Genomic DNA, 25,019 nt, shown 5'->3' with positions numbered 1-25,019 from the left:
GCCAACGAAACAGGACAAAGTCGCATGTCTAAAATATTTGATTTCGTAAAACCTGGTGTGATCACCGGTGATGACGTTCAGAAAGTATTCGCAGTTGCTAAAGAGAACAACTTTGCTCTGCCAGCGGTAAACTGCGTGGGTACCGATTCCATCAACGCCGTGCTGGAAACAGCTGCGAAGGTGCGTGCTCCGGTTATCGTTCAGTTCTCTAACGGCGGCGCGGCGTTTATCGCAGGCAAAGGCGTGAAGAGTGATATCCCACAGGGTGCTGCCATTCTGGGCGCGATCTCTGGCGCACACCATGTGCACCAGATGGCTGAACATTACGGCGTGCCGGTGATTCTGCATACCGACCACTGTGCGAAGAAACTGCTGCCATGGCTCGACGGCCTGCTGGATGCGGGTGAGAAGCACTTTGCCGCCACCGGTAAACCGCTGTTCTCTTCTCACATGATCGATCTGTCTGAAGAGTCTCTGGAAGAAAACATCGAAATCTGCAGCAAATACCTGACTCGCATGGCGAAGATCGGTATGACGCTGGAGATCGAACTGGGTTGCACCGGCGGTGAAGAAGATGGTGTGGACAACAGCCATATGGACGCATCAGCGCTGTACACCCAGCCAGAAGACGTGGCATACGCGTACGAAAAACTGAACGCCATCAGCCCGAACTTCACCATCGCAGCTTCCTTCGGTAACGTACACGGTGTGTACAAGCCTGGTAACGTGAAGCTGACGCCAACCATCCTGCGTGATTCTCAGGACTACGTGTCCAAGAAATTCAACCTGCCACACAACAGCCTGAACTTCGTGTTCCATGGCGGTTCAGGTTCTAGCGATGCAGAGATCAAAGAATCCGTCAGCTATGGCGTGATCAAGATGAACATCGACACCGATACCCAGTGGGCAACATGGGAAGGTATCCTGAATTACTACAAAGAAAACGAAGCTTATCTGCAAGGCCAGTTGGGTAACCCTAAAGGCGCAGATCAGCCGAACAAGAAATACTACGATCCACGCGTATGGCTGCGTGCTGCCCAGACTTCTATGATCACCCGTCTGGAACAGGCTTTCAAAGATCTGAACGCCGTAAACGTACTGTAATCTTTGCTTTACCTGATGCTGAGAGGCTCCCTTTTTTGGGAGCCTTTTTTGTTGCTGCTAATGACGCTGCAACTCGAAGTCTGAGAGATATAGTTTAATCAGAACAGAAGGTTATTTTATTGGCGGTGATTGGCACCGCGCGGAAATGTTGGTTACCCTTAAAGGCGTAGTTTCCATACTGACAGTATCGTGCTCAGTACCGTTGTGAATCCCCTCAATTGAGGGAATAAAGTAGGACATTAGGATGAAAGATCTCAATATCATTGAGGACATCAATAGCGCTGGCAACTGGCTGGTGGATCATCAGGATCTGTTGATCCAGTACGCGGTAAACATCGTTGCTGCGATCGTCATTTTTATCATCGGTTCGATTATTGCCCGTATTATCAGCAACGCGGTCAGCCGCGTGATGAAGCTGCGTGGTATCGATGCCACGGTGGCAGACTTCCTGGCGGCGATGGTGCGTTACAGCATTCTGGCGTTTACCTTGATTGCGGTGCTGGGGCGGATTGGCGTGCAAACCACCTCGGTGATTGCCGTCTTGGGTGCCGCTGGTTTGGCTATTGGTTTGGCGCTGCAAGGGTCGCTGTCTAACTTCGCGGCCGGTGTGCTGTTGGTTGCCTTCCGTCCGCTGCGTGCCGGTGAGTTCGTCGATCTGGGCGGCGTGGCAGGTACGGTTGATCAGGTGCAGATTTTCTCGACCACTCTGCGAACTCCAGATAACAAAACCATCGTGGTGCCGAACGGTAAAATCATCTCGGGCAATATCATCAATTTCTCGCGCGAGCCGAATCGCCGTGTGGATATCGTGGTGGCGGTGGCCTACAACGCCGATGTCGATCGGGTGAAGCAGGTACTGGGTGACGTGATTGCCGCCGACAAGCGCATCATGCATGACCTGGGGGTAACCGTGCGCCTGAACGAAATGGCCCCGCCAGCGCTGAATTTTGTCACCCGCTGCTGGACCACAAACGCCCAGTTCTGGGACGTTTACTTTGATCTGATGGAAAACTTCAAACGCCAGTTGGATATCAACCAGATTGGCGTGCCGTGCCCGCAGATGGATGTGCATGTGCGTCACGTAGCCAAATCGGCCGAACAGCCTGAATAACCTCACTTTATCAGTAAGGCCACCGTTATGGTGGCCTTAAACTGCTGACCTATTTTAATACAACAGCCCCAGCCCAAAGCGGTCATCTGTAATAATCGACAGGATGCCACCATTGGTGGTGTAACCGCCGCTGATGGCTCCCGTTGCCGTTATCACGCCAAGCACCGGCTGGTTATAGCTGAGTACGCCATAGCTGTTAGCCTGAAAAACCGTGGTTCCACTCAATTCGGTATCAAACTGGCTGCCATCGCTGGTACTGACACGATAGTTACCATCTGCCGCACCGGTGGCCAGAGGCAGAGCAGAAGGTTGCTGCGCATAAAAGCCCATACCGTAGGTTGTTTCTGAACGGGTCAGAACCAGCGGCACCGGTTTGCCATTGACCATACCGCTAATTAGCGAGCCGCTTAGCTTGCCATTATTTTTATCGGGGGTACCGCCGACAAAATAGTCAAAGGCATTATGATCGCTGTTCCAGGCGATATAGCCTTTGGTGCTTACCGTGCAGCTTGCATCATAGGTAATAAAACCCTGCGTGCTGGGATCTTGGCAGGTTTGCCAGGTGGCTGCTGATGAACGCAGCCGCGCCGAACCGCTCAGCGGTGTGGCATTGTCGTTGCTGACGCTATGTTGGATACCGCTGACATTGTAGATATCGGCAACCGCTTTGTAATCGCTGCTGATATTCTGGAACGCTACCAGTGGCAGGAACTCCGATCCTGATACTTTTGCTACGCCACCCGACAACACGCCCCCGCCGGTGAAGGTAAACTGTGCACCATTCTCGTCACTGCTGAAGGTACAACCATCGTGCGCCAGCAGCGTGCCGCTGCGCACCGTACCTGCCGGGCGTTGCAGGCTGGCATCGACAGTAATGCTGTAGTTCATGGTGGTGGGATCGAACTGCACGGTCAACTCTTCGCCAAAGGTATTCCCACCTTTATAGGTGGTGGTGGCGGTGGGCAGATTGGCACAGGCCTGGGGGATGACATTGCCGCTATCGGTACAGCTGTAGTTGATGGCGGCATCCAGGCTGCCTGCACCTTTAAATTTCGGCCAGGAGGGATATTGGCACAGCGGTCTGGTTCGCCCATAGGTTTGTGCATTGGTATCCATCACCCAGCGATTACCCGGTGCCACACCGCGCTCAACCCAGTTTTCCAATGCCGTTAATGAATTCCAGGCTGGCAGAAAGCTGCCTGTACCATGCCCCATGCCGGGAACGGTATAAAAACGTACCCCTTGGCTGACCGCATCCTGCCCAACTTTGTCACTCATCGCCTGATACCAGGCAATGGTGGAGTTTGGGCTAATGACCTCGTCGGCCAGACCATGCAGCAGGATCAGGCGATGGTTATGACCAAGAAACTCGGAGATGTCGGGATTGGTGGCATCGGTGATCGCAGAGACCTGCTGTACTTGGCTGGTGTAGGCCCCAGGATTAACAGGATTAAAGGTCAGGGCATCGAACGAGGGATCGCGGGTAACGAAATATTTGACCCACTGATCGCCGGTAACATACATATTGGCATCCGCCTTGGCGGCGGGGTTAGCGGGAACCGGGCGTGTCCCCAGATTACGGGTGGTAAAAGGCCCAGCAACCAGCGTGCCTTCCAACAGGTTATAACCTCCGGCCACGTTCACGCCATTAGCCAGCGGATAGTCCAGTTGTAACGGTGATTCGATCACCTTGACCGTGGCAATCTGGGCATCGGAGAGGCAGGTATCGCCACTGTCCACCCCACCGGCGCAACGCAGATTGGCCAGCACCTGCGCACTCCCCGCGCGGCACCCCTCTACATTACTGATGATATTGTCTGTCACGCCGTCGAGTCGATCGCAGGCATCCATTGCTGCCTGTTGCACCAGCAGGGTTTTGTTGACGTTCAGCCAGCCCGCGCCATCATTAAGGTATAGCGCGCGTCCCACCGCCACGTTCGACAGGCGGGTACCGGTGTAATTTAGCGCCGGTTCATTGGCAATCACGCCGTCATAGTCAAGCGGCCAGCGCTGGATATAGCCCAGTGCATCGCGCCCGCCGGTAGAGGTACCGAGGAAGTAGCTATGCTGCGGCATTTTCTCGTAACGCTGTTGCAGCAGCAGTAACGCCACGTCGTGGGTCTTTTTCAGCGTGTCGCCGCCGTAGTTGGCCAGCGCCTCATCATCCATGGCAAAACTGCCGTCGGTAATGCTGCCGCTCTGATGGCCGGAATCATCGCCCCAGGTGGCATACCCTTGCGCCAGCGGGGCCGGATTATTCGGCAGGGAAAAACGTACTTTCTCCGTGCCATCAATCAGCCTGCCATTAAAGCCGCCGCCGCCAAAGTGGATGGCCTTATTGTTCCACTGCGTAGGGAGATTAACGGCAAAATTGATCTCTGGCGCACCGCCACTGAAGGGGAAGATCTTGCCGCGTACCTGACAATATTCACCCAAGGTATTGCCGCTGGCATCCGCGAGGATCAGCGTCGCCGTCACCACTTGCGCTCCTCCGGTTGGCAAGGTTAAGGCTGAGGCGGGAAAAGTAACGCCATTGAGCTGTTCGCAGGCCTGCTGAGCGGTAAGCGGAGTGGGTTCGGGAGCCACGGGGTTCTCTGGTGTTACAGGATCCAACGGGGAAGCGGGATCTACGGGCGTTGTGGGATCGCTCGAATTGTTCGCCGTAGACGATGTATCTTGCGTCGAACCGGAATCACAGCCAGCCAGTAATGTGCAGATGAGGCCGGTGAGCAGCGGATATCTTATGCGGTTTATTATAGTTTTATGCCAAAGCGTAGGCGGGGTTTTCATGGGTTGAATGTCCTCGTGACATTATTGAGCAATGTGGCGAAATTGAAACGGCATTTTAACATTCAAAAGCCAGCCACTATTTGAACTCATGCACGGAATTAATGTTTTGTATGCCAAGGGCCGATAAATGGGTTCCAGCGGAGAAAGGGGGGAGTTGACTTACATCGGGCAGTGATGTGTCAGATACAACAAAAAATATCGGTGTGGGGACGAGGCGGGAGATGGGACGTTCTGGCGCCCCATCAGGCTTCAGTGTTATGCCATCAAACAAAAGCAGCTAATGGATCGGCGGCGGCAAAGGCCACTTCTCGTTCGGCTTTCGGTGGATAGATCAATTCGTTGGTGATGGCGACTTTGATTTTCTTCGCCTCTTCTTTAGTAGATTTAACCACCTGATCCCAACCTTCGGTATACACCGCTCCCCAGGCTCCCAGATCCAGACAGGTAACATAATTCACCTGACGATAAGGCAAGGGGGCAACGCCGAGCAGATCGGCGGCCACGTTATGGCCGACAAAGCGCCCCAGCATGATGGCGTGCTGGCAGGTCATCAGGGCATGATTGCCCAGATCGTCCGTGGCGGCGAAGGCCACATCCCCGGTGGCATAAACCTCTTGCAGGCCCGCGACGCGCAAATGTTGATCTACATGTAACCGGCCCTGCGGATCGCGCTCTGCCGGAATCTGCCGGGTTAGCGAACTGGCCTGTACGCCCACGGTTGAGATCACCGTGCTGGAGGCGATATGCTGGCCGTTTTTCAACGTAATGCCTTTCTCGTCGATCTCCATGATTTCAGCATTAAGCAACCATTCCACCCCAAGTTCATTAGAGGCCTGCTCGATAACGCCGCGCAGTTGCTCGCTGTAACGCCCGCCAATCACCGAGCCACGTTCAACGACAATCACTCGTACCGGAGTGCTATTTCCCAGCACGGCTCGCAAACGCGCAGGTAACTCGGTGGCCATCTCAATCCCGGTAAAACCCCCGCCGCAGACGATCACCGTATTACGTGCTGCGCTATCCGGTTGATCGGCTAGGGCATTGATGTGGTGTTCCAGGCGGGCGGCACTTTCCAACTGATCCAGATCGAAGGCGTACTGCTGCGCGCCGGGTAACGCCGGGTTGATCTGGCTACCGGTGGCCAGAATCAGGCGGTCGTAGCTGGCAACGGCAAGCTGCCCTTGTGCATTGTGATACCAGACCTGCTGGTTTTGGCTGTCGATCTCACTGGCGGTACCGGCCACAAACTTCACGCCGGCCACGCCGAATAACGGCAGCAGCGGTGCGGCGAAGGTGTCGACCTTAGCCTCATAGAAACGTGGGCGGATGCGCAGTTCCGGCTGTGGAGCCAGTACGGTGATTTCAATATCTGTCCGATCGTGCAGATCCGTCATGCGCGCCGCGCTCAATGCGGCCCACATTCCTGCAAAACCTGCACCCAGGATAAGAATTTTTTCTTTCATGCTTTAACTCCGTTAGTCATCCCGTTAAAGGATGAGTGATTCATTAACTACGACTATAATTATCGTAGTTATAAATAACAAGCGTTTTATTGAGATAGGATACGCTTTGCAGTAAGTCTTATTTACTGAGGCATTTGGTTAAAAATTGCATCGGTGGCAGGAAAAAATTACTATACAACTCAGACTTAATAGTGCGGAGATAAGATGGCGTTTTACAGTTCTGGGGTGGAGTATGGCATCCATAGCCTGATGTGCATGGTTGATGGTAAAGGGGAAGGGCGTGAAATGAGCGTCCGTGAAATCGCCGAATTACAGGGCGTACCCTACGATTACCTCGCCAAGATTTTCACCAAGCTGTCTAAAGCCCAACTGGTTGAAAGCACCGAGGGCAAAGGGGGCGGCTTCCGGCTGGCAAAACCTGCCGATCAGATCACGGTGCTGGATATTGTGGCGGCTATCGACGGTGAGAAATCGATTTTTGACTGTAAAGAGATCCGCCAGCGGATGGCCGTATTTGATGAGCCTGCGCCGGACTGGGCTTGCGAAGGCCTGTGCGGAGTACGCCAGGTGATGCAGGTCGCTCAGCAGCGGATGGAAGAGGCGCTGGCACAACACACGGTATTGGATTTGGTGCGGCGGATGTTTAGAAAAGCGCCGGACGTGTTCCCGATCCAGATCGAAGAGTGGATCGATCGTCGTCGCAATGATTGAGATGGGTAAGGTAAGCGATCTCCCTTACCCATCAGCTATCCATTACTGCCCGTAATAAGCGTTCTTACCGTGCTTGCGCAGGTAGTGTTTATCCAGCAACACCTGCTGCATATTGCCAATCCCCGGCGTCAACTGGCGGGAAAAAATCCCCATATAGGCAATCTCTTCCAGCACCACCGCGTTATGGACCGCGTCATGCGCATCTTTACCCCAGGCGAACGGTCCATGGGCGTTGACCAGCACCGCCGGGATCGCGCTCGGGCTGATGCCGCGCCGGTGGAAGGTTTCAATAATCACCTGACCGGTTTCCCGTTCATAGTCGTGCTCAATCTCGTCGGCGGTCATCAAGCGAGTGCAGGGGATCGGGCCGTAAAAGTAGTCGGCATGGGTGGTGCCCCAGGCGGGAATATCCAGCCCGGCCTGCGCCCAGATGGTAGCGTGGCGTGAGTGAGTGTGCACAATCCCACCGATCTCGCTGAACTCGCGGTACAGCGCCAAATGGGTGGCGGTATCGGAAGAGGGTTTTTTGCTGCCTTCCAGCGTGCGGCCAGTGGCGAGATCGACCACGACCATATCGTCCACGTTCATTTGTTCATATTCCACGCCGGAGGGTTTGATCACCACCAACCCACGCTCGCGATCGACCGCGCTGACGTTGCCCCAGGTAAAGGTCACCAGCTTATGACGCGGCAGATCGAGGTTGGCTTCCAGCACCTGCTGTTTGAGCTGTGGCAGAGTTAGCATGTCATTCCCCCTTGCTGCATTTTCTGTTCGATCCAGCGGCGTGCCTGCACGATCTCGGCCACTGGCTCAGCGGCTTTTTCGGTCCACATCTCAATCAGGAAAGCGCCGCGATAGTTGAGCTGCTTCAGCGTGCGGAACAGCGCCACAAAGTCGACACAGCCTTCACCAAAAGGCACGTCGCGAAACTGCCCCGGCGATGTCTCTGTGACCGGGAAAGTATCTTTGAGGTGAATGGCGGCAATACGATCGATGCCCAGCTTCAGCTCCTGCGCCACATCGTTGCCCCAGGCGCTGAGGTTGCCAACGTCCGGGTAAACCGTGAACCACGGCGAGGCCAGGCAGGCGTCCCAGGCTTTCCATTTGCTGATCGAGTTCATAAAGGCGGTATCCATGATCTCTACCGCCAGCATCACCTGCGTGGCAGCGGCACGTTCCACAGCCCACTGTAGGCCTTCGGTGAAGCGGGCGAGGGTGCCTGCGTCCTGCTGTTCGTAATACACGTCGTAACCCGCGAGTTGAATGGTGCGGATGCCGACGTCTTTCGCCAGTTGGATCGCCTGCTCCATGATGCGGTAGGCCTGCTGGCGCGTGGCCTCGTCATGGCTGCCAAACGGGAAACGACGGTGGCCGGAAAGGCACATCGACGGGATGGTGATGCCGGTTTCCAACGTCGCGCTGACCAGCGAAAGGCGCTGTTCTTTGCTCCAGCTCAGGCGCGCCAGCCGTTCATCGCTTTCATCGACCGACATCTCGACAAAATCAAAGCCGCAGGCTTTGGCCAGCGCCAGCCGCTCTGGCCAGCTCAGGTGCTTCGGCAAGGCTTTCTCGTAAATCCCTAACGGATGCTGACGCATATTAAACTCTCCAGATGTCATCAATGGCGCTACGGAACTGACGCGCGGCGGCGATCGGGTCTACCGCTTCCGCCAGCGCGCGCCCGGCGATAAATGCCGTAACGGCGATGTCTTTAAACAACGGTAAATCGGCTGGCGTGATACCGCCGGTGACTGAAAGCTCGATGCCTAAATCAGACAGCGCCTTCATGGTGTCGAGATCCTGCTGGCCCCAGGTTTGCCCGCTGGCCTGCGCGTCGCGCCCCCGGTGGTAGATCGCCTGCTTGATACCGAGATCAAGCCAGTGTTTGGCATCCTCCAGCGTCCAGCGGCCAAACAGTTCGATCTGAATTTCCCCCTGATGGCGCGCTGCCACTTCCTGCGCGCTGGCCATGGTGGCTAACGGGGCGGCGCAAATCACCGTCATCCAGTTAGCCCCCTGCGCAAAGGCTTGCTCTGCCAGCGTGGCACCGGCATCGGCCACCTTCAGATCGGCTACCAGCGTATGCTGCGGGCAACGCTCGCGCAGGGCGCTCACCGCCTGGATCCCGGCGCTGATGCACAAGATGGTGCCTGCTTCGATAATGTCGACATGCGGATGGAGGCGCTCCACCGTTTGCAGGGCCGCATCCAGCCGGGTGTGATCGAGCGCCAGTTGCAGGCGCGGTTTGATGGTCATAAAGCCTCCTTGGAGTGGCCGCTTTGCAGCGTTTGTAACGCGCTAATCAGCGCCTGATAACGTTGGTATTTATGCTGGTAAGCCGCTTGCGCCTGTGCGTCTGGATGCACGATTTCCAGGCGCGGGGCCAGCGCCTGCTGGGCAGCGGTAAAGTCTGGGAACGCGCCGGTGCCGACCATGGCGGCCATCGCCGCCCCCAGGCAGCCGGTTTCTTCCACCTGCGGCAGTTCCAGCGGCAGGCCGCTGATGTCCGCCAGCATCTGCATCCACGGGGCCGACTTCGCCGGGCCGCCGGTGACGCGCAGCGCGGTGGTGTGCGGGAAGCGTTGCAACATGCGGTTTAGGTGGGTCATATGGCAGAACACCACCCCTTCGAAGATCGCCTGCACCAGATGTTCGCGCTGGTGGAAGGCCTGCATACCGTAGAAGCTGGCGCAGAGGCCCAGCCCGGCGTTGGAGCCGTAGAGGAAAGGGGCGAATAGCAGTTGGCTGCCCGCTTTCGGCAAGGCCGCTACCCACTGGTTGAGTTGCTCATAATCATGCAACCCCCATTGCTGGCAGAACCATTCCAGATTGGCGGCGGAGGTTGGGCTGGCTTCGTGCACGATGTATTGGCCCGCTTCGGCATAGCGGCCATAGACGAACGGATGATCAAAGCCGGTTTCAATCGCTTGGGTAATGCCGCTGGTTACCGACCAGGTGCCCATTACCGCGTTCAGCCGGGTTTCATCCTGCAACCCGGCGCATAGCGCGGTGGACACTACGTCGAACAGCCCGCCCACCACTGGCGTGCCCGCCAGCAGGCCGGTTGCGGCGGCAGCGGTGCTATTGACCCGTCCGGCAATGTCGGCGGAAGCAACAATCGGCGGCAGAGCGGCCACGATCTCGCCGATCCCGAGCAACTGCGCCAGCGCCGGGTCATAGCGGCCCTGTTCCATCTGATACAGATTGGACTCAGAGATATTGGTCTCTTCGCAGGCCAGTTCGCCGGTCAGGCAGTAGCGCAGATAATCGTGGGCCATCAGCACGCTGCCGATCTGGCGATAGCGTTCCGGCTGATGCTGCTTCACCCAGCGCAGCAGCGAAACCGGGTGGCCGGTCCACAGCGTCTGGCGGGTCTGTTCATACAGCGCCTGCGGAATACCAGCTTTTTGCCACGCCTGCACCAGCGCCAGCGCACGCTGATCGGAAGAGAGGATGCCATTACCCAGCGGCTGGCCCTGTTTGTCCAGCAGGAACAGTCCCTTCCCCTGAGCCGAAATCCCCACGCCCTGAACGGCGGCAGCTTTGATGCCGAAGCGCTCGAGCACTTCGCGGATCACCCCGGCGGCGGTTTGCCACAACGTGGGCATATCCCGTTCCGCCCAGCCGGGCTGTGGCGCGATAATGGTCAGATTCCGGCGGGCAATCCCCAGTTCTTTTCCCTGTGGGTCATACAGCCCGGCTTTAATAAAGGTGCCGCCGCAATCCAGCCCTAACCAGTATTTCATGGCGCGTTCCCCGCGCTTTGGTCGCATTTGTTCGGCAGCATCAGCGCCAGCACTGAGGCAATCGCCAGCGAGACCGCCAGGCTGTAAACCCCGACGTCTTTACTGAACAGGCTGATCAGCACGCCGACCATATAGGGCCCGCAGAACCCGCCCAAATTACCGAGGGCGTTGATCACCCCGCGCGCGCCACCGGCCACTTCGGCGTTAAACAACTTCGGTGGAATGGTCCAGAACACCCCGGCGGCGGCCTGAATAAACACCCCGCAGCCGACCAGCGCGGCATAGGACCACCAGATGTGTTCTTTTAGCAGCACTGAAAGCGCCATGCAGATGGCAAAACAGGCCAGCGGCAGGGAGACGAAGATTTTGCGTTTGCCGGTGCGGTCAGACAGGGTGGAAATGATCAGCATGCCGAAGATCGCGCCGACATAGGGCAGGATGGCCAACATCCCGACCTGTTCCATATTGCCGTTGGTCAGCCCTTTAAGGATGGTCGGCAGCCACAGGGTGTAGCCGTAGATGCCGGTTTGGTAGAAGAAATTCACCAGGATTAGTTGCCACATGATCTTGTCGCCCAGTACGCGCCGCAGCGACGCATTGCGCACCGTTTTGCCTTTGATCAGCAACTGTTCGTCGTGCAGGGTTTTAATCAGGTAGTCTTTTTCTGCCTGCGAGATCCATTTGGCCTCCTGTGGGCGGTTGCTGATGGTGAAGTACCACAGCACCATTACCAGCAACGACAACCCACCTTCTACCAGGAACAGCATGCGCCAGTCCCAGGCGGTGATGATCCAGCCGGAGAGCGGGGCGGTGAGTATTCCTGCGATCGGCACGAACATGATCACAATGGCGTTGGCGCGACCACGTTCTTTGTCCGGGAACCAGTTGCTGATCATGGTCAGCACCACCGGCAACATACCGCCTTCGGAAACGCCGAGGGCAAAACGCAGGAACAGCAACTGATACTGGTTGGTGACCAGCCCGGTAAGCACCGAAATAATAGCCCAGGCCAGCAGCGACCAGCCGATAAACTTCTTGCCGTTACCGTTGACCGCTAACTTGCCGCCGGGAACTTGCAGGAACAGATAACCGATAAAGAAAATACCGCCCGCTAATCCGGCCATTGAAGCGGTAATGCCCAATTCCTCATCCATACCGCCCGGCATGGCGAATGCGATATTAACGCGATCCATATAAGAAATAATGCAGGTAATAAGAATAGGGGGCACTATTCGTAACCAGCGTAATTTAGGTATGGCCTGGCTACGGCCAACAGAAATAGAGGCTGTATTCATATTATCAATACCTTCATATAAATAATGGCATTTCTTTAATTACCTGAAGCTGAAAGCTCCAAGTCGTTTGGGTATAGCGCGAATAAATTTCCCGTAGCACTTGATATCATATGACGCCCCCTCTCCCCGAGGGAGCTGTCTCTTATACACATTTCCCCGGCACAAACGCCGGGGAGTTTTTGAACTTTCTCCCCGTCTGTTGATCTCTCTTTATATTCTCCTCTTCTTCGGTTTTTAGTATGGTGCTTTCTGATTGTTATTCATGGGCTAATGACACTTTTGGGCTCGCTCAACTTGGCGACTATCGGCGAACTCAGCGTCTCGTCAAATTCACTGCCTCGTTGGCTAAAAATACAGGACTTTCTATTGTGAAATCATCCCAAACCACCGCTGAAGTTGAAGGGGCTTATCGTCTGATCCGCAATCCCAACGTCTCACCCGATGCCATTGCCGAGGCCGGCTTCAACGCCACAGCAATGGCCGCCAAGACGCACACCCTGCTACTTGCTTTGGAAGACACCACCTCCATTAACTTCGCTCACACCACCGCGTATGACGAGTTGGGAAATACGACAACCAGCAAGAATACGCATGGCCTGTTAGCCCACACCGTCCTGCTTTATGCTCCCGAGCACGCACTGTTCTTGGGGCTCATCGACCAGCATCGCTGGAGCCGTGAAGCGAACAAATACGGTAAAAAGCACCAACGTAAACACGTGCCTTATGAAGAGAAAGAGAGTTACAAATGGCAACAGGCATCTGAACGAACGGCACAGCGTCTCGGTGACACACAAGCACACGTTATCTCCGTCTGTGACCGGGAAGCGGATATCTGGCATTACCTTGATTATAAAACGAAAAATAAACAGCGCTTCATCGTTCGAGCCGCTCAGAACCGGTTGCTAAGTGGACATAATGAGAAGCTGTTGGAGTTGCCAGAAACGCTAACAGAAGCAGGCAGTTATCGACTGAATGTGGTCCAGAAAGGCGGACGTGCTGCGCGTGGGGCACAAATGAGTATCCGCTATAGCTCGGTCGAACTCAAAATGCCGGGGAGTACGTCAGAAGAAAATACCGTCCCACTGACGTATATCTGCTGTCGTGAAGAAGGAGAAGACGGAGCGTGCTGGCACCTTCTGACATCAGAAAAAGTCACATCAGCGGAAGAAGCCCGGGTGATTATCAGTTACTACGAGCGTCGCTGGCTGATAGAGGAATACCATAAAGCGTGGAAAAGCGGTGGAACGCAGGTGGAACAGCTACGGATGCAAACGCGAAATAATCTGGAGCGAATGATCGTCATCCTGAGCTTTATAGCGGTGCGGGTGTTGGCGTTACGCCAGGGCGGGTTGAGTGAAGAGACGCTCAATGCAAGCTGTGAACGGGTACTGAGTCCACTTGAATGGACGTTGTTGTGGGTGAAACAGGAAGGTAAAACCTTGCCGAAGAGGCCGCCGAGTGTGAAGTGGGCGTACCTGAATCTGGCGAAGCTGGGGCGTTGGTATGACAGTAAACGAACGGGACGAGCAGGATGGGTAGTGATGTGGGAGGGATGGTTCAAGCTTCAGGATATCGTCGAAGGGTATAAACTGGCGAAGTCTCTTGATCAGGAGATCTGATCAAGAGACAGCCGAGGGAGAGGGAACTGAATAGTCTTAGCTCATTAGTATTGGATGATTAATTTAGAATTTCTTTCCTGTCTGAAATTAATGTTACCGGTATTTTCACTACCACTTTTCTAATATCGCAGGGTTGCTGATTAATACAGGCAGGGCGATGAACATCCTGCGGGAAAAATACCGCGAAATTACCGGGGTGCATGGTTAACCAGGATTCATTCTCCACATCCTGATAAAAAATAATGTCGCGCTGCTCCAATAGTTCCTGCTCAATAAGGTTATTACCGTTATCCACAGCGACGCCGATAAGTTCGGTGCCACTCACCAGAAACTGCACGTCGATATTTTTGCGGTGCACTTCTGGCCGCAGTTGGTTTTTATCTTGGGTGTGTAAATCCAGCACCTGCACCAGATAACCGGTTTCCGCATCTTCATAACGCCCGGCGGGCAGGGCGGCGAAGTCGGTGTTCTGCAAATAGGCCACCGCTTTGGCGATCGCCGGGGGATAATGCTCTGCTGCCGTATGGGCAATATGGCCAAAGAACATAGTCTTCTCCTTAAAGCGCCTGAATGCGCGCCCAGACTCGGTCGTCAATGGGAATACCGTCGCGCTGATTCTCGGCGCGGACGCGTGGGAACCTGTGGCCCGGCAGGCGAATAGCGACATCGGGGTTATCGCGTTCGGCGCTGGTGATGTAATCCATGATGCGTTGTAATTTCTCATCGCGGGTTTTACCGTCGATCAGGCGTTCGATCTCGATGGCGATAAACACCTGCGAAACGCCATATTCGTCGCGGTGATCTTCGGTTACTTCGGCTACGGAACTGCCACCGGAAAGCAGGGTGGCGATCATATCCAGCACCACCGACAGCGCCGAACCTTTCCAGTAGCCCATTGGCAGAATGCGCCGATTTTCTTCGATAGTGGCCGGATCGCGAGTCAGGTTGCCGTCATTATCAAAACCACCATCTACCGGCAGCGTTTTGCCTGCCAGGCGATTTATCTCCAGTGCGCCGTAGGAGAACATCGACATCGACATATCCACCATGGTGATCGGGTTACTCGGCACGGCGACGATCAGCGGGTTGGTGCCGATGCGGCACTGTTTGGCTCCCCAAGGCGGCATCACGGCGATCGAGTTGGTCCAGCAGATGCCGATATAACCCTTTTCCGCCGCCTGCCAGCCGTAGCCGCCGCCGCGCATCCAGTGGTTGGCATTACGCAGCGCTACCAGGCCGATGCCGTGTTGATCCGCCAGTTGCATGGCACGATCCATCATCTGGCGGGCGGTCAGGTTGCCGATCCCCTGATGGGCATCCCATTGTTCGATAGCGCCCAGCGCCAGCAGCTTGCTCGGTTTGGCACCGGGGACGATGTCACCGGCTTCCAACTGCTGAATAAAGCGCGGGAAACGGTTTACGCCATGAGAATAGACGCCGCTTTCGGTAGTTTCCGCGAACATCGCGGCGCACTCATCTGCCGTTTGTTCCGCCACGCCCCGTGCCAGCAACACACGCTTGAATTGCTGTTTTAGTTCGGTGTAACTCACTCTCATGCTGCTTCTCCGTTACGGCGAATTGTGCGTTTTACATTCTTTAAATTTCATTATGCGAAATTGCATTTCAAATAAATGCTATACCCGCATCGGAGCGAAGTCAAAGTGAGGTGACGGAAAATTAATATTTAAAAACAGTGAGTTAAATTAGTGTGGTGATTTTGTGATCGGCGGCACGTTTTGGGGGTTTGCCGTGCTACAGGCGTGACAAAACAGGGTGAGGCGGCTCACCCTGTATGAAGCGGAATGCCTGTTACCCGTGGGTATTCAGGGCGATCCGATATAGCGAAGTGGTGGCGGTGATATACAGCTCATTACCGTCCGGCCCGCCGAAGGTGCAGTTGGAAACCCGCTCCGGCACGGCGATCTTGCCGATTTTCTGGCCTTGAGGGTTAAAAATGGTGATGCCATCAGCACAGCTACAGAACAGATTACCGGCGGCATCCAGGCAAAAACCGTCCGGAAAGCCGGGCGCAACATGGGCAAAATGGCTACTGGCTCCCAGTTTGCGGCCTTCTACCGGGTAGACCCGCAGTTCGCTGCGTCCAAGCGTGGGGAAATCGACGATCGACATATCGGCTACGTACAACAGGCGTTCGTCCGGTGAAAAAGCCAGGCCGTTTGGCCGTTGCAGATCGCTGGCGGCAATGTTCAGCGAACCATCGTGGGGATCGAAGCAGTACAGATAGCAGCCGATCACCTGGCTTTCTGACTTGTAGCCCTCTTCATCACCGACGATGCCGTAGGGCGGATCGGTAAACCACAAAGTGCCGTCGGAGCGCACCACCACATCGTTGGGGGAGTTGAAGCGTTTACCGTCAACGCGTTCCACCAGCAGGGTGAGGCTGCCGTCATGCTCGGTGCGGCTGATGGCGCGCCGTCCATGTTCACAACTGATCACGCGCCCTTGATTATCACGGGCATTACCGTTGGCGTAGTGCGAAGGCGAGCGCCACAGGCTGAGTTCCCCGTTGCGCGCCCAGCGAAACATACGGTTGCCTTTCACATCGCTGAACACCACAGCATCCTGTTGTGGCAGCCATACCGGGCCTTCGGCCCAGATGGCGGGCGAGCATAAACGTTCCAATGATTGTGCGATCATGCCAGCCCCTCCGTTTATTTTACGCCCCAGATGGCTTTGTAATGTTCCTGGTAGCCGTTCTGCGGGTCATACAGGTTATCGGCGCTGATATTGTCACGAGTTACCAGGTGCGCCGGAGTGACATAGCCAGAAGGCGGCTGTTTGGCAAAGGCGCGGTTGAATTCATCCAGCAACTGCCAGCCGTGCAGCTTCAGCGGCTCCGGCACGGTGGCGGACTGGCTGTCGTCGGAGCGGATGCGTTGATAGGCGGAAATAGAACCGTCACCGGCCGAGATGTTATATGGGGCATTTTGGCCGCCTTTACCGGCGGTTTTCAGCGCTGGAGCCATGAAATCGAAATACAGGTCGTTAATCGCCAATGCGTACTGGAATTTATCGCCGTATTTTTGCAGCAGGCTGAAGGTCATGGCGGGCATGCGGTTGGCGGTGTCCGCCAGCGGCGTATCGATGAACTCCACCACTGTGCAACCGCTGCATTTGCCGATCTCTTCTTTCATCACGTTGGCCTTGTCCAGCGCGATTTGGTACAGCGAATCGGTAAAGATCAGCACGCTGGCCTGGCCGCCGGATTTCACCACTGCGTATTGTGCCGCGATGCGTGCCACTTCGTTGGAGTCGGAGGTGACGTTATAGAATACGTCATATTTGGCGATCGGCCCCGGTTCCGGCACCGCGTGCCAGGCGGTGAGCACGATGCCCTGCTGGATCGCCTTCTTCAGTGGGATCTTGGCCACGTTAGGGTTCCAGCCACCGATGACAATGCCGTCTGGCTTTTGAGCAATCGCCTGATTGAGAGATGACAGCTGATCCTTCACCGAACCGCCACCGTCCAGCGTTTCCAACCGCCAGCCTGCCGCTTTGGCCGCTTCGCTCAGCCCTTGCTGCACCCCTTGTACGCCGCCGTTTTTCATGTCGGAAGCAATAAAGATGATTTTCTTGTTCGGCACTAACTGCGGGCCGCTGGTGGGGCCATCCCACTGGCTGGCGCTGGTCGTGGCCTTATTTACCGCCGCGGTGGCCTGATCGAGATAAGCATCTGCCCACGCCGGTGCGGTGGCTAACAGCAACGTAGTGACCCCTGATAACATCCAAAAACGTTTCATACGTAAACTCCTGATTAAGGATTAATCGCTTTCTGGTTATTTTTTTCGGCTAAAGCCGCCTGACTGTGCTGTACCGCTTTTTGGTTGAGCAACCGGCGGCGCTGGGCATAGCCCGCCAGCGTGATGGAAAGCAGCAGGGTGGCACCGTTAAACAGCGGTTCAACCCAGAATTCGCCGCCAAACTGTTGGATACCGGCAATGCCGATCGCCAGAATGGCAATGCCGACCACCGTGCCCCAGACGTTGACCCGCCCTGGACGGATGGTGGTACTGCCGAGGAAGGCGCCAACCAATGCGGGTAATAAGTAGTCCATGCCGACGCTGGCCTGCCCGACGCCTTGTTCAGCGGCGATCAGCACGCCGCTAAAGCCGGTGAGTACGCTGGAGGCCATAAAAGCGCCGATGGTGAAGCGGTTGACGGAAATACCGTTCAGCCGCGCCGCCGCCGGGTTGCCGCCTACCGCATACATGCAGCGGCCGAGCGGCGTGTGTTCGGTGATCAACCACAGGACCACGGCCACGATCAGCACATAGAAGGCAACGATCGGGATACCGGCAATTTCGGTGTGATGCAGGGCGATAAAGGCGTCGGGGAGATCCCCGACAATCTGCCGCCCGCCGGAATGCCACAGAGCCACCGCATACAGCACGGTGCCGGAGCCCAGCGTGGCGACGAAGCTGTCGATATCCGCCAACGCCACCAGAATGCCGTTCAACAGGCCGTACAGCGCGGAAATCACCAATACGGCTAACACCGCCATCTGCCAGGAGAAGCCGTATTCCACTTGTAGGGTAATCGCCAGAATGTGCCACAGCACGATGCCGAAACCGACGTTGAGATCGATTTTGCCGACGATCATCGGAATGGTGGCTGCCAACGCCAGCAGGGCGATTTTGGCTTTGCTGGACAGGATCGCCTGTAACGTCAGCATTGAGGCAAACGACGGCGTGGTGAGTGAAAACAGGATCACCAGCATAATGCACAATAACAGCAGGCCGTAGCGGGTGAGCACCTGCATTAACCACGGGCCAGCGCCGTCCTGCGCCAGGCTGACGCGCTGCTCTAATGCCGTTGATTTAACGGATGTTTTATTCGACATGCTGTTTCTCCACCACAACTTCCCCGGCGCTGGCAGAGGCCAGCTCCAATAAATTAGCGAACGAGACCTGCTGGTTCTTCAGTTCGCCGACCACGGTTCCCCGGTTGAATACCAAGGCGCGGTTACAGATATGGGCGATCTCCTCGAAATCGTTGGAGATCACCAATACCGCCACGCCAGCGGCCAGGGATTGATTTAACAGATGATAAATTTCTGCCCGCGCCCCGACGTCGACACCGGCGGTAGGATCTTCCAGGATCAGCAAGGGTGCGCCCAGGTGCATCCAGCGCGCCATCACCACTTTTTGCTGGTTGCCACCGGACAGGGCGCTGATGTCGATATTGACGTCCTTCGGCCGCACGTCGAACAGTTGCACTTTCTGCTCGCTGGCCGCGGTTTCGGCGCGGCGGCTGTAGCGCGCCAATAGCTGATGGCCGCTGGCGCAGGGGTTGATAAACAGGTTTTCGCGTACGCTCATCGACATCACCAGGCTTTCGCCGGTGCGATCGCCCGCTACCAGCGAAACGCCGCAGGCGATCGCCTGCTGTGGACTGGTGGCAGCGTAAGGCCGATCGCGGAACTGGATTTCGCCGCCGTCGCGCTGGCGCAGGCCGAACAGCAGGCGGCCAATCTCTTCCTGCCCGGCACCGCGCAGCCCGGCCAAGGCCAGCATTTCACCCGGTTGCAGGCTGAAACTGACCGGGCCGATCTCACCGATCACCACGTTACTGAGCTGTAGCACCGGCGGTTGCAGCTCCGGCAGCGGTTCGCGCTGATCGCCCGTCATCGCTTCACCGACGATCGTCTGTACCAGATCGCGCAGGGAATAATCGGCGGTATTGCCCCCGGCGACGTAGCGCCCGTCGCGCATCACGCACACCCGATCGGCAATCTCTATCACTTCATCCAGACGATGGGTGACATAAATCATGCCGACCTTTTTGGCCCGCAGCCGGTTGATGACGGCGAACAGATGGCGCACGTCGTTGGCGGGCAGTGATGCGGTGGGTTCATCCAGCACCAGCAGTTCGGCGTTCACCGCCACCGCCCGCGCGATCGCCAGCAGCGATTTCTCGGTGCGGGAAAGTTCGAACACCCGAGCATCCGGATCCAGCGCAATGCCGACATCCTGCAAGGCCTCGCTGGCACGTTGGCGAATGGCGCGCCAGTCGATCAGCCCGAAACGGCGTGGGAAGCCCATCACCAGCGCCATGTTTTCCGCCACCGTCATCCATTCAATCAGCCCCAAATCCTGATGGATAAAGGCGATCGGCTGGCGGCTGGCGCTTTTTAGCGCTGCTGCTGAAACAATACTCTGGCCCTGAAAGCGAATATCACCGCCGTCGCGCGGGTAAACGCCAGCCAGCACCTTGATCAACGTCGATTTGCCGGCACCGTTTTCACCCAGCAGCGCCAAGACTTCACCGGGCATCACCTGCAAGCTGACATCGTTAACCGCGATGTTGCCGCCAAATCGCTTCACGATGTTGCTGAGTGTCAGAATGGGTTGATCCGCATTGCTATGAGTCATGTGATGCACCCTTTGTGTCCGGTTCGCGCAACTTGTTTGTGGCAAGTTAGTGAAAATATGGTGATTAAATCTACGGTATATTTCATTATGCGAAATTCAATTTCAAAAATGATATGCCGAACGCTGAGCTAAAGCAAAGCCGGCTGGGTTTTAATTGTTATTAATAAACAATGGGTTATTTTTATCTTTGCGAATTTGTGACCTATAACTCACTTCGTAAGTTGCCAAAATGTTGCGCGTTTTAACGCTGCTGCTGACAATGAAACGGCGTTCCATCTTCACCTGATGCAACCATTGGAGTAACATCCCCGGTAATGAGCCTGCTGATCGTGCCGTAGCCTAGACGGGTGGTTCGACATTGGAGAGATTTCGCTATGAGCCTGAAAGCTGTTGATGAAAAAGATGATAAGAAAGACAAACCGTTGGGCAGCCAAAGCCTGTTCCGTGGATTGCAACTGATTGAGATATTGAGCAATTTCCCCAATGGCTGCCCGTTGGCTCACCTCTCCGAACTGGCAGAGATGAACAAGAGCACGGTACACCGCCTGTTGCAGGGGTTGCACGCCAGCGGTTACGTCACCCAGGCACCGTCCCCCGGCAGCTATCGCCTGACCACCAAGTTCATTTCTATTGGCCAGAAGGCGCTTTCCTCGCTGAATATTATCCACGTGGCAGCACCGCATCTGGAGCAGTTGAATCTGGAAGTGGGCGAAACGGTGAACTTCTCCAGCCGCGAAGACGATCACGTGATCCTGATCTACAAGCTGGAACCGACCACCGGCATGATGCGTACCCGTGCCTATATCGGCCAGCACATGCCGCTGTACTGCTCGGCGATGGGCAAGATTTTCATGGCCTACGGCAAGAGCGATTACCCGGATCATTACTGGCAAACCCATCAGCAGACAATCCAGCCGTTAACGCGCAATACCATTACCCAATTGCCGAAAATGTATGAGGAACTGGCGGATATTCGCAAACAGGGCGTGGCGATGGACCGTGAAGAGAACGAACTGGGCGTCTCCTGCATTGCCGCGCCGGTGTTCGACATTCAGCAACGGGTGCCTTATGCGGTGTCGGTTTCTCTGCCGACCGCCAAGCTGCAACAGGTTGGAGTGAAATCGCTGATGAAACCGGTACTTGCCACCGCGCAGCGCATTTCCCAAGAACTGGGGTTTGTGACCCACGGTTGAGCATTAGCCTAACTGATGCCTGATTAGAAATATCCATTTCCCCTAATAATTATCTCTTCGTATGATGCGCGTGTTGAACAGCACGCGCCGCTTTTCTGGCATTATCGCCTTCGAGGCATCGCCAAAAGCCCTGCATTCTATCGCCAGAGGAAACAAAATGTTAACCATCTTTTTGCAAGGCTTTGCCTTGAGCGCCGCGATGATCCTGCCGCTGGGGCCGCAAAACGTATTTGTGATGAACCAGGGGATCCGCCGCCAATATCATCTGATGATCGCTTCGCTGTGTGCGTTGAGCGATATCGCCCTGATCTGCGCCGGTATTTTCGGCGGCAGCGCCTTGCTGAGCCGTTCGCCGCTGTTGTTACTGTTGGTCACCTGGGGCGGGGTGGCGTTTCTGCTGTGGTACGGCTGGGGCGCTTTCCGCACCGCGTTCAGCCAGCACTTGGCATTCGCCACCGCCGAAGAGATGAAGCAAAGCCGCTGGCGCATTGTGGTCACAATGTTGGCGGTCACCTGGCTGAACCCGCATGTGTATCTCGATACCTTTGTGGTGCTCGGTAGCCTTGGCAGCCAACTTGCACCGGAGATCCGCTCCTGGTTTGCCTTAGGTGCGGCCAGCGCATCGATCACCTGGTTCTTCGCCCTGGCTTTGCTGGCTTCCTGGCTGGCTCCGTGGCTGCAAACTCAGACCGCACAACGGATTATCAACGTTCTGGTCGGGCTGGTGATGTGGGCCATTGCGCTACAATTAGCCTGGAATGGCGCAAATCTATAGAATTTGTCACTAATCCGAATTTAAATCTCCGCCGGATATGTTAGGTTTTAGGCTCAGTAATGAGCCATTTTAAGGAGACACCGTGAAGCTGAAAGCATTGGCCATGGCCGCAATGATTGGATTTGGGGCGTTACCTTTAGCGTTGCAGGCGGCAGAATTACCCGAAGGGCCGCACGTAGTCACTTCCGGTAGCGCCAGCGTGGACGCTACCCCGGATATCGCCACGTTGGCGATCGAAGTCAGCGTTACCTCCAAAGATGCCGCCCAGGCGAAAACGCAGGTCGACGAGCGCGTGGCGCAATATTTCGATTTCCTGCAAAAAAACGGTATTGAAAAGAAAGATATCAACGCGGCCAATCTGCGCACGCAGCCGGAATATGATTACCTGAAAACCGGCGAGTCGGTGCTGAAAGGCTATCGTGCGGTGCGTCAGGTGCAGGTGACGTTGCGCCAGTTGGATAAGCTGAATGCACTGCTGGACGGGGCGCTGAAGTCTGGCCTCAATGAGATCCGCTCGGTTGAGCTGGGTGTGGCCAATCCGGACGTTTATCGCGAACAGGCGCGCCAGAAAGCGATTGAAGATGCCACTCAGCAGGCGGCTTCATTGGCGAAGGGCTTTAAGGTTACCCTGGGGCCGGTTTACAGCATCCGCTATCACGTCGCCAACGCTCAACCGATGCCGGTAGCGCGCATGTTTAAAGCGGCTGCTGCACCGGAAAGCGATGCGGCGCAAACCTACGAGCAGCAGAGCATTCGCTTTGACGATCAGGTAGATGTGGTGTTTGAGTTGCAGCGTAACGCAGCACAGTAATAGCCCGCAGGGCGCAGCCATTGCGCCCTCTATACCCGTCATACTTCAAGTTGCTTGGGTGTTGGCTGCCCTCGCTCACCCCAGTCACTTACTGGAGTAAGCTCCTGGGGCTTCGCTCTGTTGCCGCCTACAAGCAACTCGAATTATTTGGGTATATACCCAATAGATTTCAATATGCAGGAAAGCGCAACCAACATACCTGCAACTTGAAAGATGAAGGGTATATCAGTCTTGCCTTAGTACCTGATGCCCATGAGCTAACAGCGCGTCGGTAACCTTGCGCATCATGCGGCTTTCCGGAGCAAAACGGTGCCAGAACAGCATGCGGCGCTGGAACAGACCCGGCGTCAGATCGATCAACTCCCCTGAAGCCAGTTCTCTCTCTATTTGCAGATGCGGGATCATACAGCAGGTGGTGCCTTGCCTTGCCAACTGCACAAAGGCTTCTGAAGAGTTAACGATATGGCACGGCACGCTGCCCGGTGAAAGATCGAAGTTCTGCTGCAAAAATGCCTGATGCATATCGTCGAGGTGATCAAACGCTACCGCCGGGGCTTTCAGCAGGGCGGAGCGGGTCACGCCGTTGGGGAAATAGCGCTCGGCAAACCCTTTGGACGCGACAAACAGATAATCCAGTGCGCCCAATTGATCCACCAGGCAGCTCGGCAGCGGCTGCGGTTGGATACTCACTGCGCCCACCACTTCACCCCGGCGCAGGCGCTCTTGGGTGCGGGTTTCGTCTTCGACCTGCAAATTCAGGCGGATCGGCGAGTCTGTCAGGACGGATTGCAGCGCCGGTAACAGCCAGGTTGCCAGACTGTCGGCGTTGACCGCCAGCGACAGCAGCAACGGGGTATCGACGCCGTTATCATTCCCCAGCCACTCTTCTTCAAGCAGTTCAACCTGATGCAGCAACGCCAGCAGTTTCTGCCCCTGTTCTGTTGGGCGCGGCGGCACGGTGCGCACCAACAGCGGTTGGCCGAACAGGTTTTCCAACTGTTTGATGCGCTGGGATACTGCCGATTGGGTGATACACAGTTTTTGTGCCGCGCGCTCAAAGCCACGCTCACGGATCACCGCGTCCAGCGCTTGCAGCGTTCGATAGTCTGGGCGTTTCATCGGAGATATATCCCTATAAAAAGAAATTGATACCGGCACTATGCCACATTTCTACGCTTTTTCGGGTGAAATAAGTGTGATCCCGTCTGAGTGCAAAACGGCGATTTACCCTATAATACGCACACGTTTTCGCACATAGGCAGTAAACACATCATGACTCAGGATGAACTGAAAAAAGCGGTAGGTTGGGCGGCGCTGGAATATGTGAAACCAGGCACCATTGTGGGGGTCGGCACCGGTTCTACGGCGGCTCATTTTATCGATGCGCTCGGCTCGATCAAAGATCAGATCGAAGGTGCGGTGTCCAGCTCCGACGCCTCTACCGCCAAACTGAAAAGCCTGGGGATCCACGTTTTTGACAGCAACGAAGTGGATTCGCTGGATATCTATGTTGACGGCGCGGATGAGATCAACGGCCATATGCAGATGATCAAAGGCGGTGGCGCAGCCCTGACCCGCGAAAAAATCATTGCCGCGATTGCCCGCAAGTTCATCTGCATTGTCGATTCAACCAAGCAGGTTGATGTGTTGGGCAAATTCCCGCTGCCGGTGGAAGTGATCCCGATGGCGCGCTCTTATGTGGCGCGTGAGCTGGTGAAGCTGGGCGGCCTGCCGGAATATCGCCAGAACGTGCTGACCGATAATGGCAACGTGATTCTGGACGTGCATAACCTGAACATTCTCGATGCGGTTGAGCTGGAAAACAAGATCAACAGTATCGCCGGTGTGGTGACCGTCGGCCTGTTTGCCAACCGTGGTGCGGATGTTGCGCTGGTGGGCACGCCGGATGGCGTTAAAAAAGTGGTGAGATAACCACGCTTGCAGGGGCGCAGCCAATCGCGCCCTGATGATTTGCCGCTTGCCTGTTTCTTGAGATTTTCGGCTAAAAA

General features: G+C 55.8%; 22 protein-coding genes. 8 read left to right on the top strand and 14 right to left on the bottom strand.

Going from position 1 to position 25,019, the window contains the following annotated elements; all coding sequences use genetic code 11:
• The first annotated feature begins 24 nt into the window (after positions 1-24).
• Together fbaA and mscS are read left to right on the top strand one after the other, a co-directional pair.
• Positions 25-1,104, top strand: a complete 1,080-nt coding sequence (gene fbaA / locus ACX1CU_RS19180; RefSeq protein WP_459399821.1) for a class II fructose-bisphosphate aldolase — start codon at positions 25-27, stop codon at positions 1,102-1,104.
• Between the two features lie 244 nt (positions 1,105-1,348).
• The gene (gene mscS / locus ACX1CU_RS19175) at positions 1,349-2,215 is read left to right on the top strand and encodes a small-conductance mechanosensitive channel MscS (RefSeq protein WP_459399820.1); all 867 of its coding nucleotides are present in this window, start codon (positions 1,349-1,351) and stop codon (positions 2,213-2,215) included.
• Between the two features lie 54 nt (positions 2,216-2,269).
• Here mscS and ACX1CU_RS19170 read toward each other — a convergent pair whose 3' ends face one another.
• Positions 2,270-4,801, bottom strand: coding sequence for a tannase/feruloyl esterase family alpha/beta hydrolase (locus ACX1CU_RS19170; RefSeq protein WP_459399819.1), 2,532 nt, complete (start codon positions 4,799-4,801; stop codon positions 2,270-2,272).
• A gap of 467 nt (positions 4,802-5,268) precedes the next feature.
• Complete coding sequence (locus ACX1CU_RS19165; protein WP_459399818.1) at positions 5,269-6,468, bottom strand: NAD(P)/FAD-dependent oxidoreductase; 1,200 nt, start codon at positions 6,466-6,468, stop codon at positions 5,269-5,271.
• Between the two features lie 204 nt (positions 6,469-6,672).
• Here ACX1CU_RS19165 and ACX1CU_RS19160 point away from each other — a divergent pair, with 204 nt between their 5' ends.
• Complete coding sequence (locus ACX1CU_RS19160; protein ID WP_459399817.1) at positions 6,673-7,179, top strand: RrF2 family transcriptional regulator; 507 nt, start codon at positions 6,673-6,675, stop codon at positions 7,177-7,179.
• 42 nt (positions 7,180-7,221) lie between these two features.
• Here the strand turns inward: ACX1CU_RS19160 and araD are convergent, their stop codons facing one another.
• The 5 genes from araD to ACX1CU_RS19135 are packed head-to-tail and all read right to left on the bottom strand — an operon-like array spanning position 7,222 to position 12,220.
• The gene (gene araD, locus ACX1CU_RS19155; RefSeq protein ID WP_459399816.1) at positions 7,222-7,923 is read right to left on the bottom strand and encodes an L-ribulose-5-phosphate 4-epimerase; all 702 of its coding nucleotides are present in this window, start codon (positions 7,921-7,923) and stop codon (positions 7,222-7,224) included.
• Positions 7,917-8,777, bottom strand: coding sequence for an L-ribulose-5-phosphate 3-epimerase (locus ACX1CU_RS19150; RefSeq protein WP_459399815.1), 861 nt, complete (start codon positions 8,775-8,777; stop codon positions 7,917-7,919). The genes araD and ACX1CU_RS19150 overlap by 7 nt, the downstream gene beginning before the upstream one ends.
• 1 nt (position 8,778) lies before the next feature.
• Positions 8,779-9,435, bottom strand: coding sequence for a 3-keto-L-gulonate-6-phosphate decarboxylase UlaD (gene ulaD, locus ACX1CU_RS19145; protein WP_459399814.1), 657 nt, complete (start codon positions 9,433-9,435; stop codon positions 8,779-8,781).
• Positions 9,432-10,925 carry an FGGY-family carbohydrate kinase gene (locus tag ACX1CU_RS19140; RefSeq protein ID WP_459399813.1) on the bottom strand — a complete coding sequence of 498 codons (1,494 nt, stop codon included), beginning with the start codon at positions 10,923-10,925 and terminating at the stop codon, positions 9,432-9,434. Before ACX1CU_RS19140 ends, ulaD begins: the two co-directional genes overlap by 4 nt.
• On the bottom strand, positions 10,922-12,220 hold the full coding sequence (locus ACX1CU_RS19135; RefSeq protein WP_459399812.1) for an MFS transporter: 1,299 nt from the start codon (positions 12,218-12,220) through the stop codon (positions 10,922-10,924). The genes ACX1CU_RS19140 and ACX1CU_RS19135 overlap by 4 nt, the downstream gene beginning before the upstream one ends.
• A 239-nt stretch (positions 12,221-12,459) precedes the next feature.
• On the opposite strand from ACX1CU_RS19135, the gene ACX1CU_RS19130 reads away from it, so the two are divergent.
• Positions 12,460-13,839, top strand: a complete 1,380-nt coding sequence (locus tag ACX1CU_RS19130; RefSeq protein WP_459399175.1) for an IS4 family transposase — start codon at positions 12,460-12,462, stop codon at positions 13,837-13,839.
• A gap of 58 nt (positions 13,840-13,897) precedes the next feature.
• Here the strand turns inward: ACX1CU_RS19130 and ACX1CU_RS19125 are convergent, their stop codons facing one another.
• The 6 genes from ACX1CU_RS19125 to ACX1CU_RS19100 all read right to left on the bottom strand — a co-directional run bounded on the left by ACX1CU_RS19125 (position 13,898) and on the right by ACX1CU_RS19100 (position 20,231).
• Positions 13,898-14,386 (bottom strand): YhcH/YjgK/YiaL family protein, encoded by a 489-nt coding sequence (locus ACX1CU_RS19125; protein WP_459399811.1) that lies wholly within the window; start codon positions 14,384-14,386, stop codon positions 13,898-13,900.
• 10 nt (positions 14,387-14,396) lie between these two features.
• Entirely contained in the window at positions 14,397-15,395 is a 999-nt protein-coding gene (gene yiaK, locus ACX1CU_RS19120) for a 3-dehydro-L-gulonate 2-dehydrogenase (RefSeq protein ID WP_459399810.1), read from the bottom strand.
• A 253-nt stretch (positions 15,396-15,648) separates the two neighbouring features.
• A complete protein-coding gene (locus ACX1CU_RS19115; protein WP_459399809.1) occupies positions 15,649-16,497 on the bottom strand; it encodes an SMP-30/gluconolactonase/LRE family protein in 849 nt (282 codons plus the stop codon).
• Positions 16,498-16,511: 14 nt separating this feature from the next.
• Entirely contained in the window at positions 16,512-17,600 is a 1,089-nt protein-coding gene (locus ACX1CU_RS19110; RefSeq protein ID WP_459399808.1) for an ABC transporter substrate-binding protein, read from the bottom strand.
• 14 nt (positions 17,601-17,614) lie between these two features.
• On the bottom strand, positions 17,615-18,700 hold the full coding sequence (locus tag ACX1CU_RS19105; protein WP_459399807.1) for an ABC transporter permease: 1,086 nt from the start codon (positions 18,698-18,700) through the stop codon (positions 17,615-17,617).
• Positions 18,690-20,231 carry a sugar ABC transporter ATP-binding protein gene (locus ACX1CU_RS19100; RefSeq protein WP_459399806.1) on the bottom strand — a complete coding sequence of 514 codons (1,542 nt, stop codon included), beginning with the start codon at positions 20,229-20,231 and terminating at the stop codon, positions 18,690-18,692. Before ACX1CU_RS19100 ends, ACX1CU_RS19105 begins: the two co-directional genes overlap by 11 nt.
• A 374-nt stretch (positions 20,232-20,605) precedes the next feature.
• Between ACX1CU_RS19100 and ACX1CU_RS19095 the strand changes: the two genes are divergently transcribed.
• The 3 genes from ACX1CU_RS19095 to ACX1CU_RS19085 all read left to right on the top strand — a co-directional run bounded on the left by ACX1CU_RS19095 (position 20,606) and on the right by ACX1CU_RS19085 (position 23,010).
• Entirely contained in the window at positions 20,606-21,424 is an 819-nt protein-coding gene (locus tag ACX1CU_RS19095) for an IclR family transcriptional regulator (RefSeq protein WP_459399805.1), read from the top strand.
• A 157-nt stretch (positions 21,425-21,581) separates the two neighbouring features.
• Complete coding sequence (gene argO / locus ACX1CU_RS19090; protein ID WP_459399804.1) at positions 21,582-22,199, top strand: arginine exporter ArgO; 618 nt, start codon at positions 21,582-21,584, stop codon at positions 22,197-22,199.
• An 82-nt stretch (positions 22,200-22,281) separates the two neighbouring features.
• Positions 22,282-23,010, top strand: coding sequence for an oxidative stress defense protein (locus ACX1CU_RS19085; protein ID WP_459399803.1), 729 nt, complete (start codon positions 22,282-22,284; stop codon positions 23,008-23,010).
• A 225-nt stretch (positions 23,011-23,235) separates the two neighbouring features.
• On the opposite strand, the gene ACX1CU_RS19080 is transcribed toward ACX1CU_RS19085, so the two are convergent.
• Positions 23,236-24,129: a LysR family transcriptional regulator ArgP gene (locus ACX1CU_RS19080; protein WP_459399802.1), complete on the bottom strand. Its 894-nt coding sequence runs from the start codon at positions 24,127-24,129 to the stop codon at positions 23,236-23,238.
• Between the two features lie 153 nt (positions 24,130-24,282).
• Between ACX1CU_RS19080 and rpiA the strand changes: the two genes are divergently transcribed.
• Positions 24,283-24,942 (top strand): ribose-5-phosphate isomerase RpiA, encoded by a 660-nt coding sequence (gene rpiA, locus ACX1CU_RS19075; RefSeq protein WP_459399801.1) that lies wholly within the window; start codon positions 24,283-24,285, stop codon positions 24,940-24,942.
• The last annotated feature ends 77 nt before the right edge of the window (positions 24,943-25,019 follow it).

The organism is Serratia sp. D1N4 (assembly GCF_054552755.1).
The sequence above is the reverse complement of the archived record's forward strand: the minus strand, read 5'-3'. Positions and strand labels throughout refer to the sequence as shown.

Coding starts and splice junctions, on each gene's coding strand:
- yiaK (WP_459399810.1), bottom strand. CDS start 15,395: ATGAGAGTGAGTTACACCGAACTAAAACAGCAATTCAAGCGTGTGTTG.
- argO (WP_459399804.1), top strand. CDS start 21,582: ATGTTAACCATCTTTTTGCAAGGCTTTGCCTTGAGCGCCGCGATGATC.
- ACX1CU_RS19095 (WP_459399805.1), top strand. CDS start 20,606: ATGAGCCTGAAAGCTGTTGATGAAAAAGATGATAAGAAAGACAAACCG.
- fbaA (WP_459399821.1), top strand. CDS start 25: ATGTCTAAAATATTTGATTTCGTAAAACCTGGTGTGATCACCGGTGAT.
- ACX1CU_RS19150 (WP_459399815.1), bottom strand. CDS start 8,777: ATGCGTCAGCATCCGTTAGGGATTTACGAGAAAGCCTTGCCGAAGCAC.
- ACX1CU_RS19105 (WP_459399807.1), bottom strand. CDS start 18,700: ATGTCGAATAAAACATCCGTTAAATCAACGGCATTAGAGCAGCGCGTC.
- ACX1CU_RS19080 (WP_459399802.1), bottom strand. CDS start 24,129: ATGAAACGCCCAGACTATCGAACGCTGCAAGCGCTGGACGCGGTGATC.
- ACX1CU_RS19165 (WP_459399818.1), bottom strand. CDS start 6,468: ATGAAAGAAAAAATTCTTATCCTGGGTGCAGGTTTTGCAGGAATGTGG.
- ACX1CU_RS19130 (WP_459399175.1), top strand. CDS start 12,460: ATGGTGCTTTCTGATTGTTATTCATGGGCTAATGACACTTTTGGGCTC.
- ACX1CU_RS19100 (WP_459399806.1), bottom strand. CDS start 20,231: ATGACTCATAGCAATGCGGATCAACCCATTCTGACACTCAGCAACATC.
- ACX1CU_RS19115 (WP_459399809.1), bottom strand. CDS start 16,497: ATGATCGCACAATCATTGGAACGTTTATGCTCGCCCGCCATCTGGGCC.
- araD (WP_459399816.1), bottom strand. CDS start 7,923: ATGCTAACTCTGCCACAGCTCAAACAGCAGGTGCTGGAAGCCAACCTC.
- ACX1CU_RS19140 (WP_459399813.1), bottom strand. CDS start 10,925: ATGAAATACTGGTTAGGGCTGGATTGCGGCGGCACCTTTATTAAAGCC.
- ACX1CU_RS19110 (WP_459399808.1), bottom strand. CDS start 17,600: ATGAAACGTTTTTGGATGTTATCAGGGGTCACTACGTTGCTGTTAGCC.
- ACX1CU_RS19125 (WP_459399811.1), bottom strand. CDS start 14,386: ATGTTCTTTGGCCATATTGCCCATACGGCAGCAGAGCATTATCCCCCG.
- rpiA (WP_459399801.1), top strand. CDS start 24,283: ATGACTCAGGATGAACTGAAAAAAGCGGTAGGTTGGGCGGCGCTGGAA.
- mscS (WP_459399820.1), top strand. CDS start 1,349: ATGAAAGATCTCAATATCATTGAGGACATCAATAGCGCTGGCAACTGG.
- ACX1CU_RS19160 (WP_459399817.1), top strand. CDS start 6,673: ATGGCGTTTTACAGTTCTGGGGTGGAGTATGGCATCCATAGCCTGATG.
- ACX1CU_RS19135 (WP_459399812.1), bottom strand. CDS start 12,220: ATGAATACAGCCTCTATTTCTGTTGGCCGTAGCCAGGCCATACCTAAA.
- ulaD (WP_459399814.1), bottom strand. CDS start 9,435: ATGACCATCAAACCGCGCCTGCAACTGGCGCTCGATCACACCCGGCTG.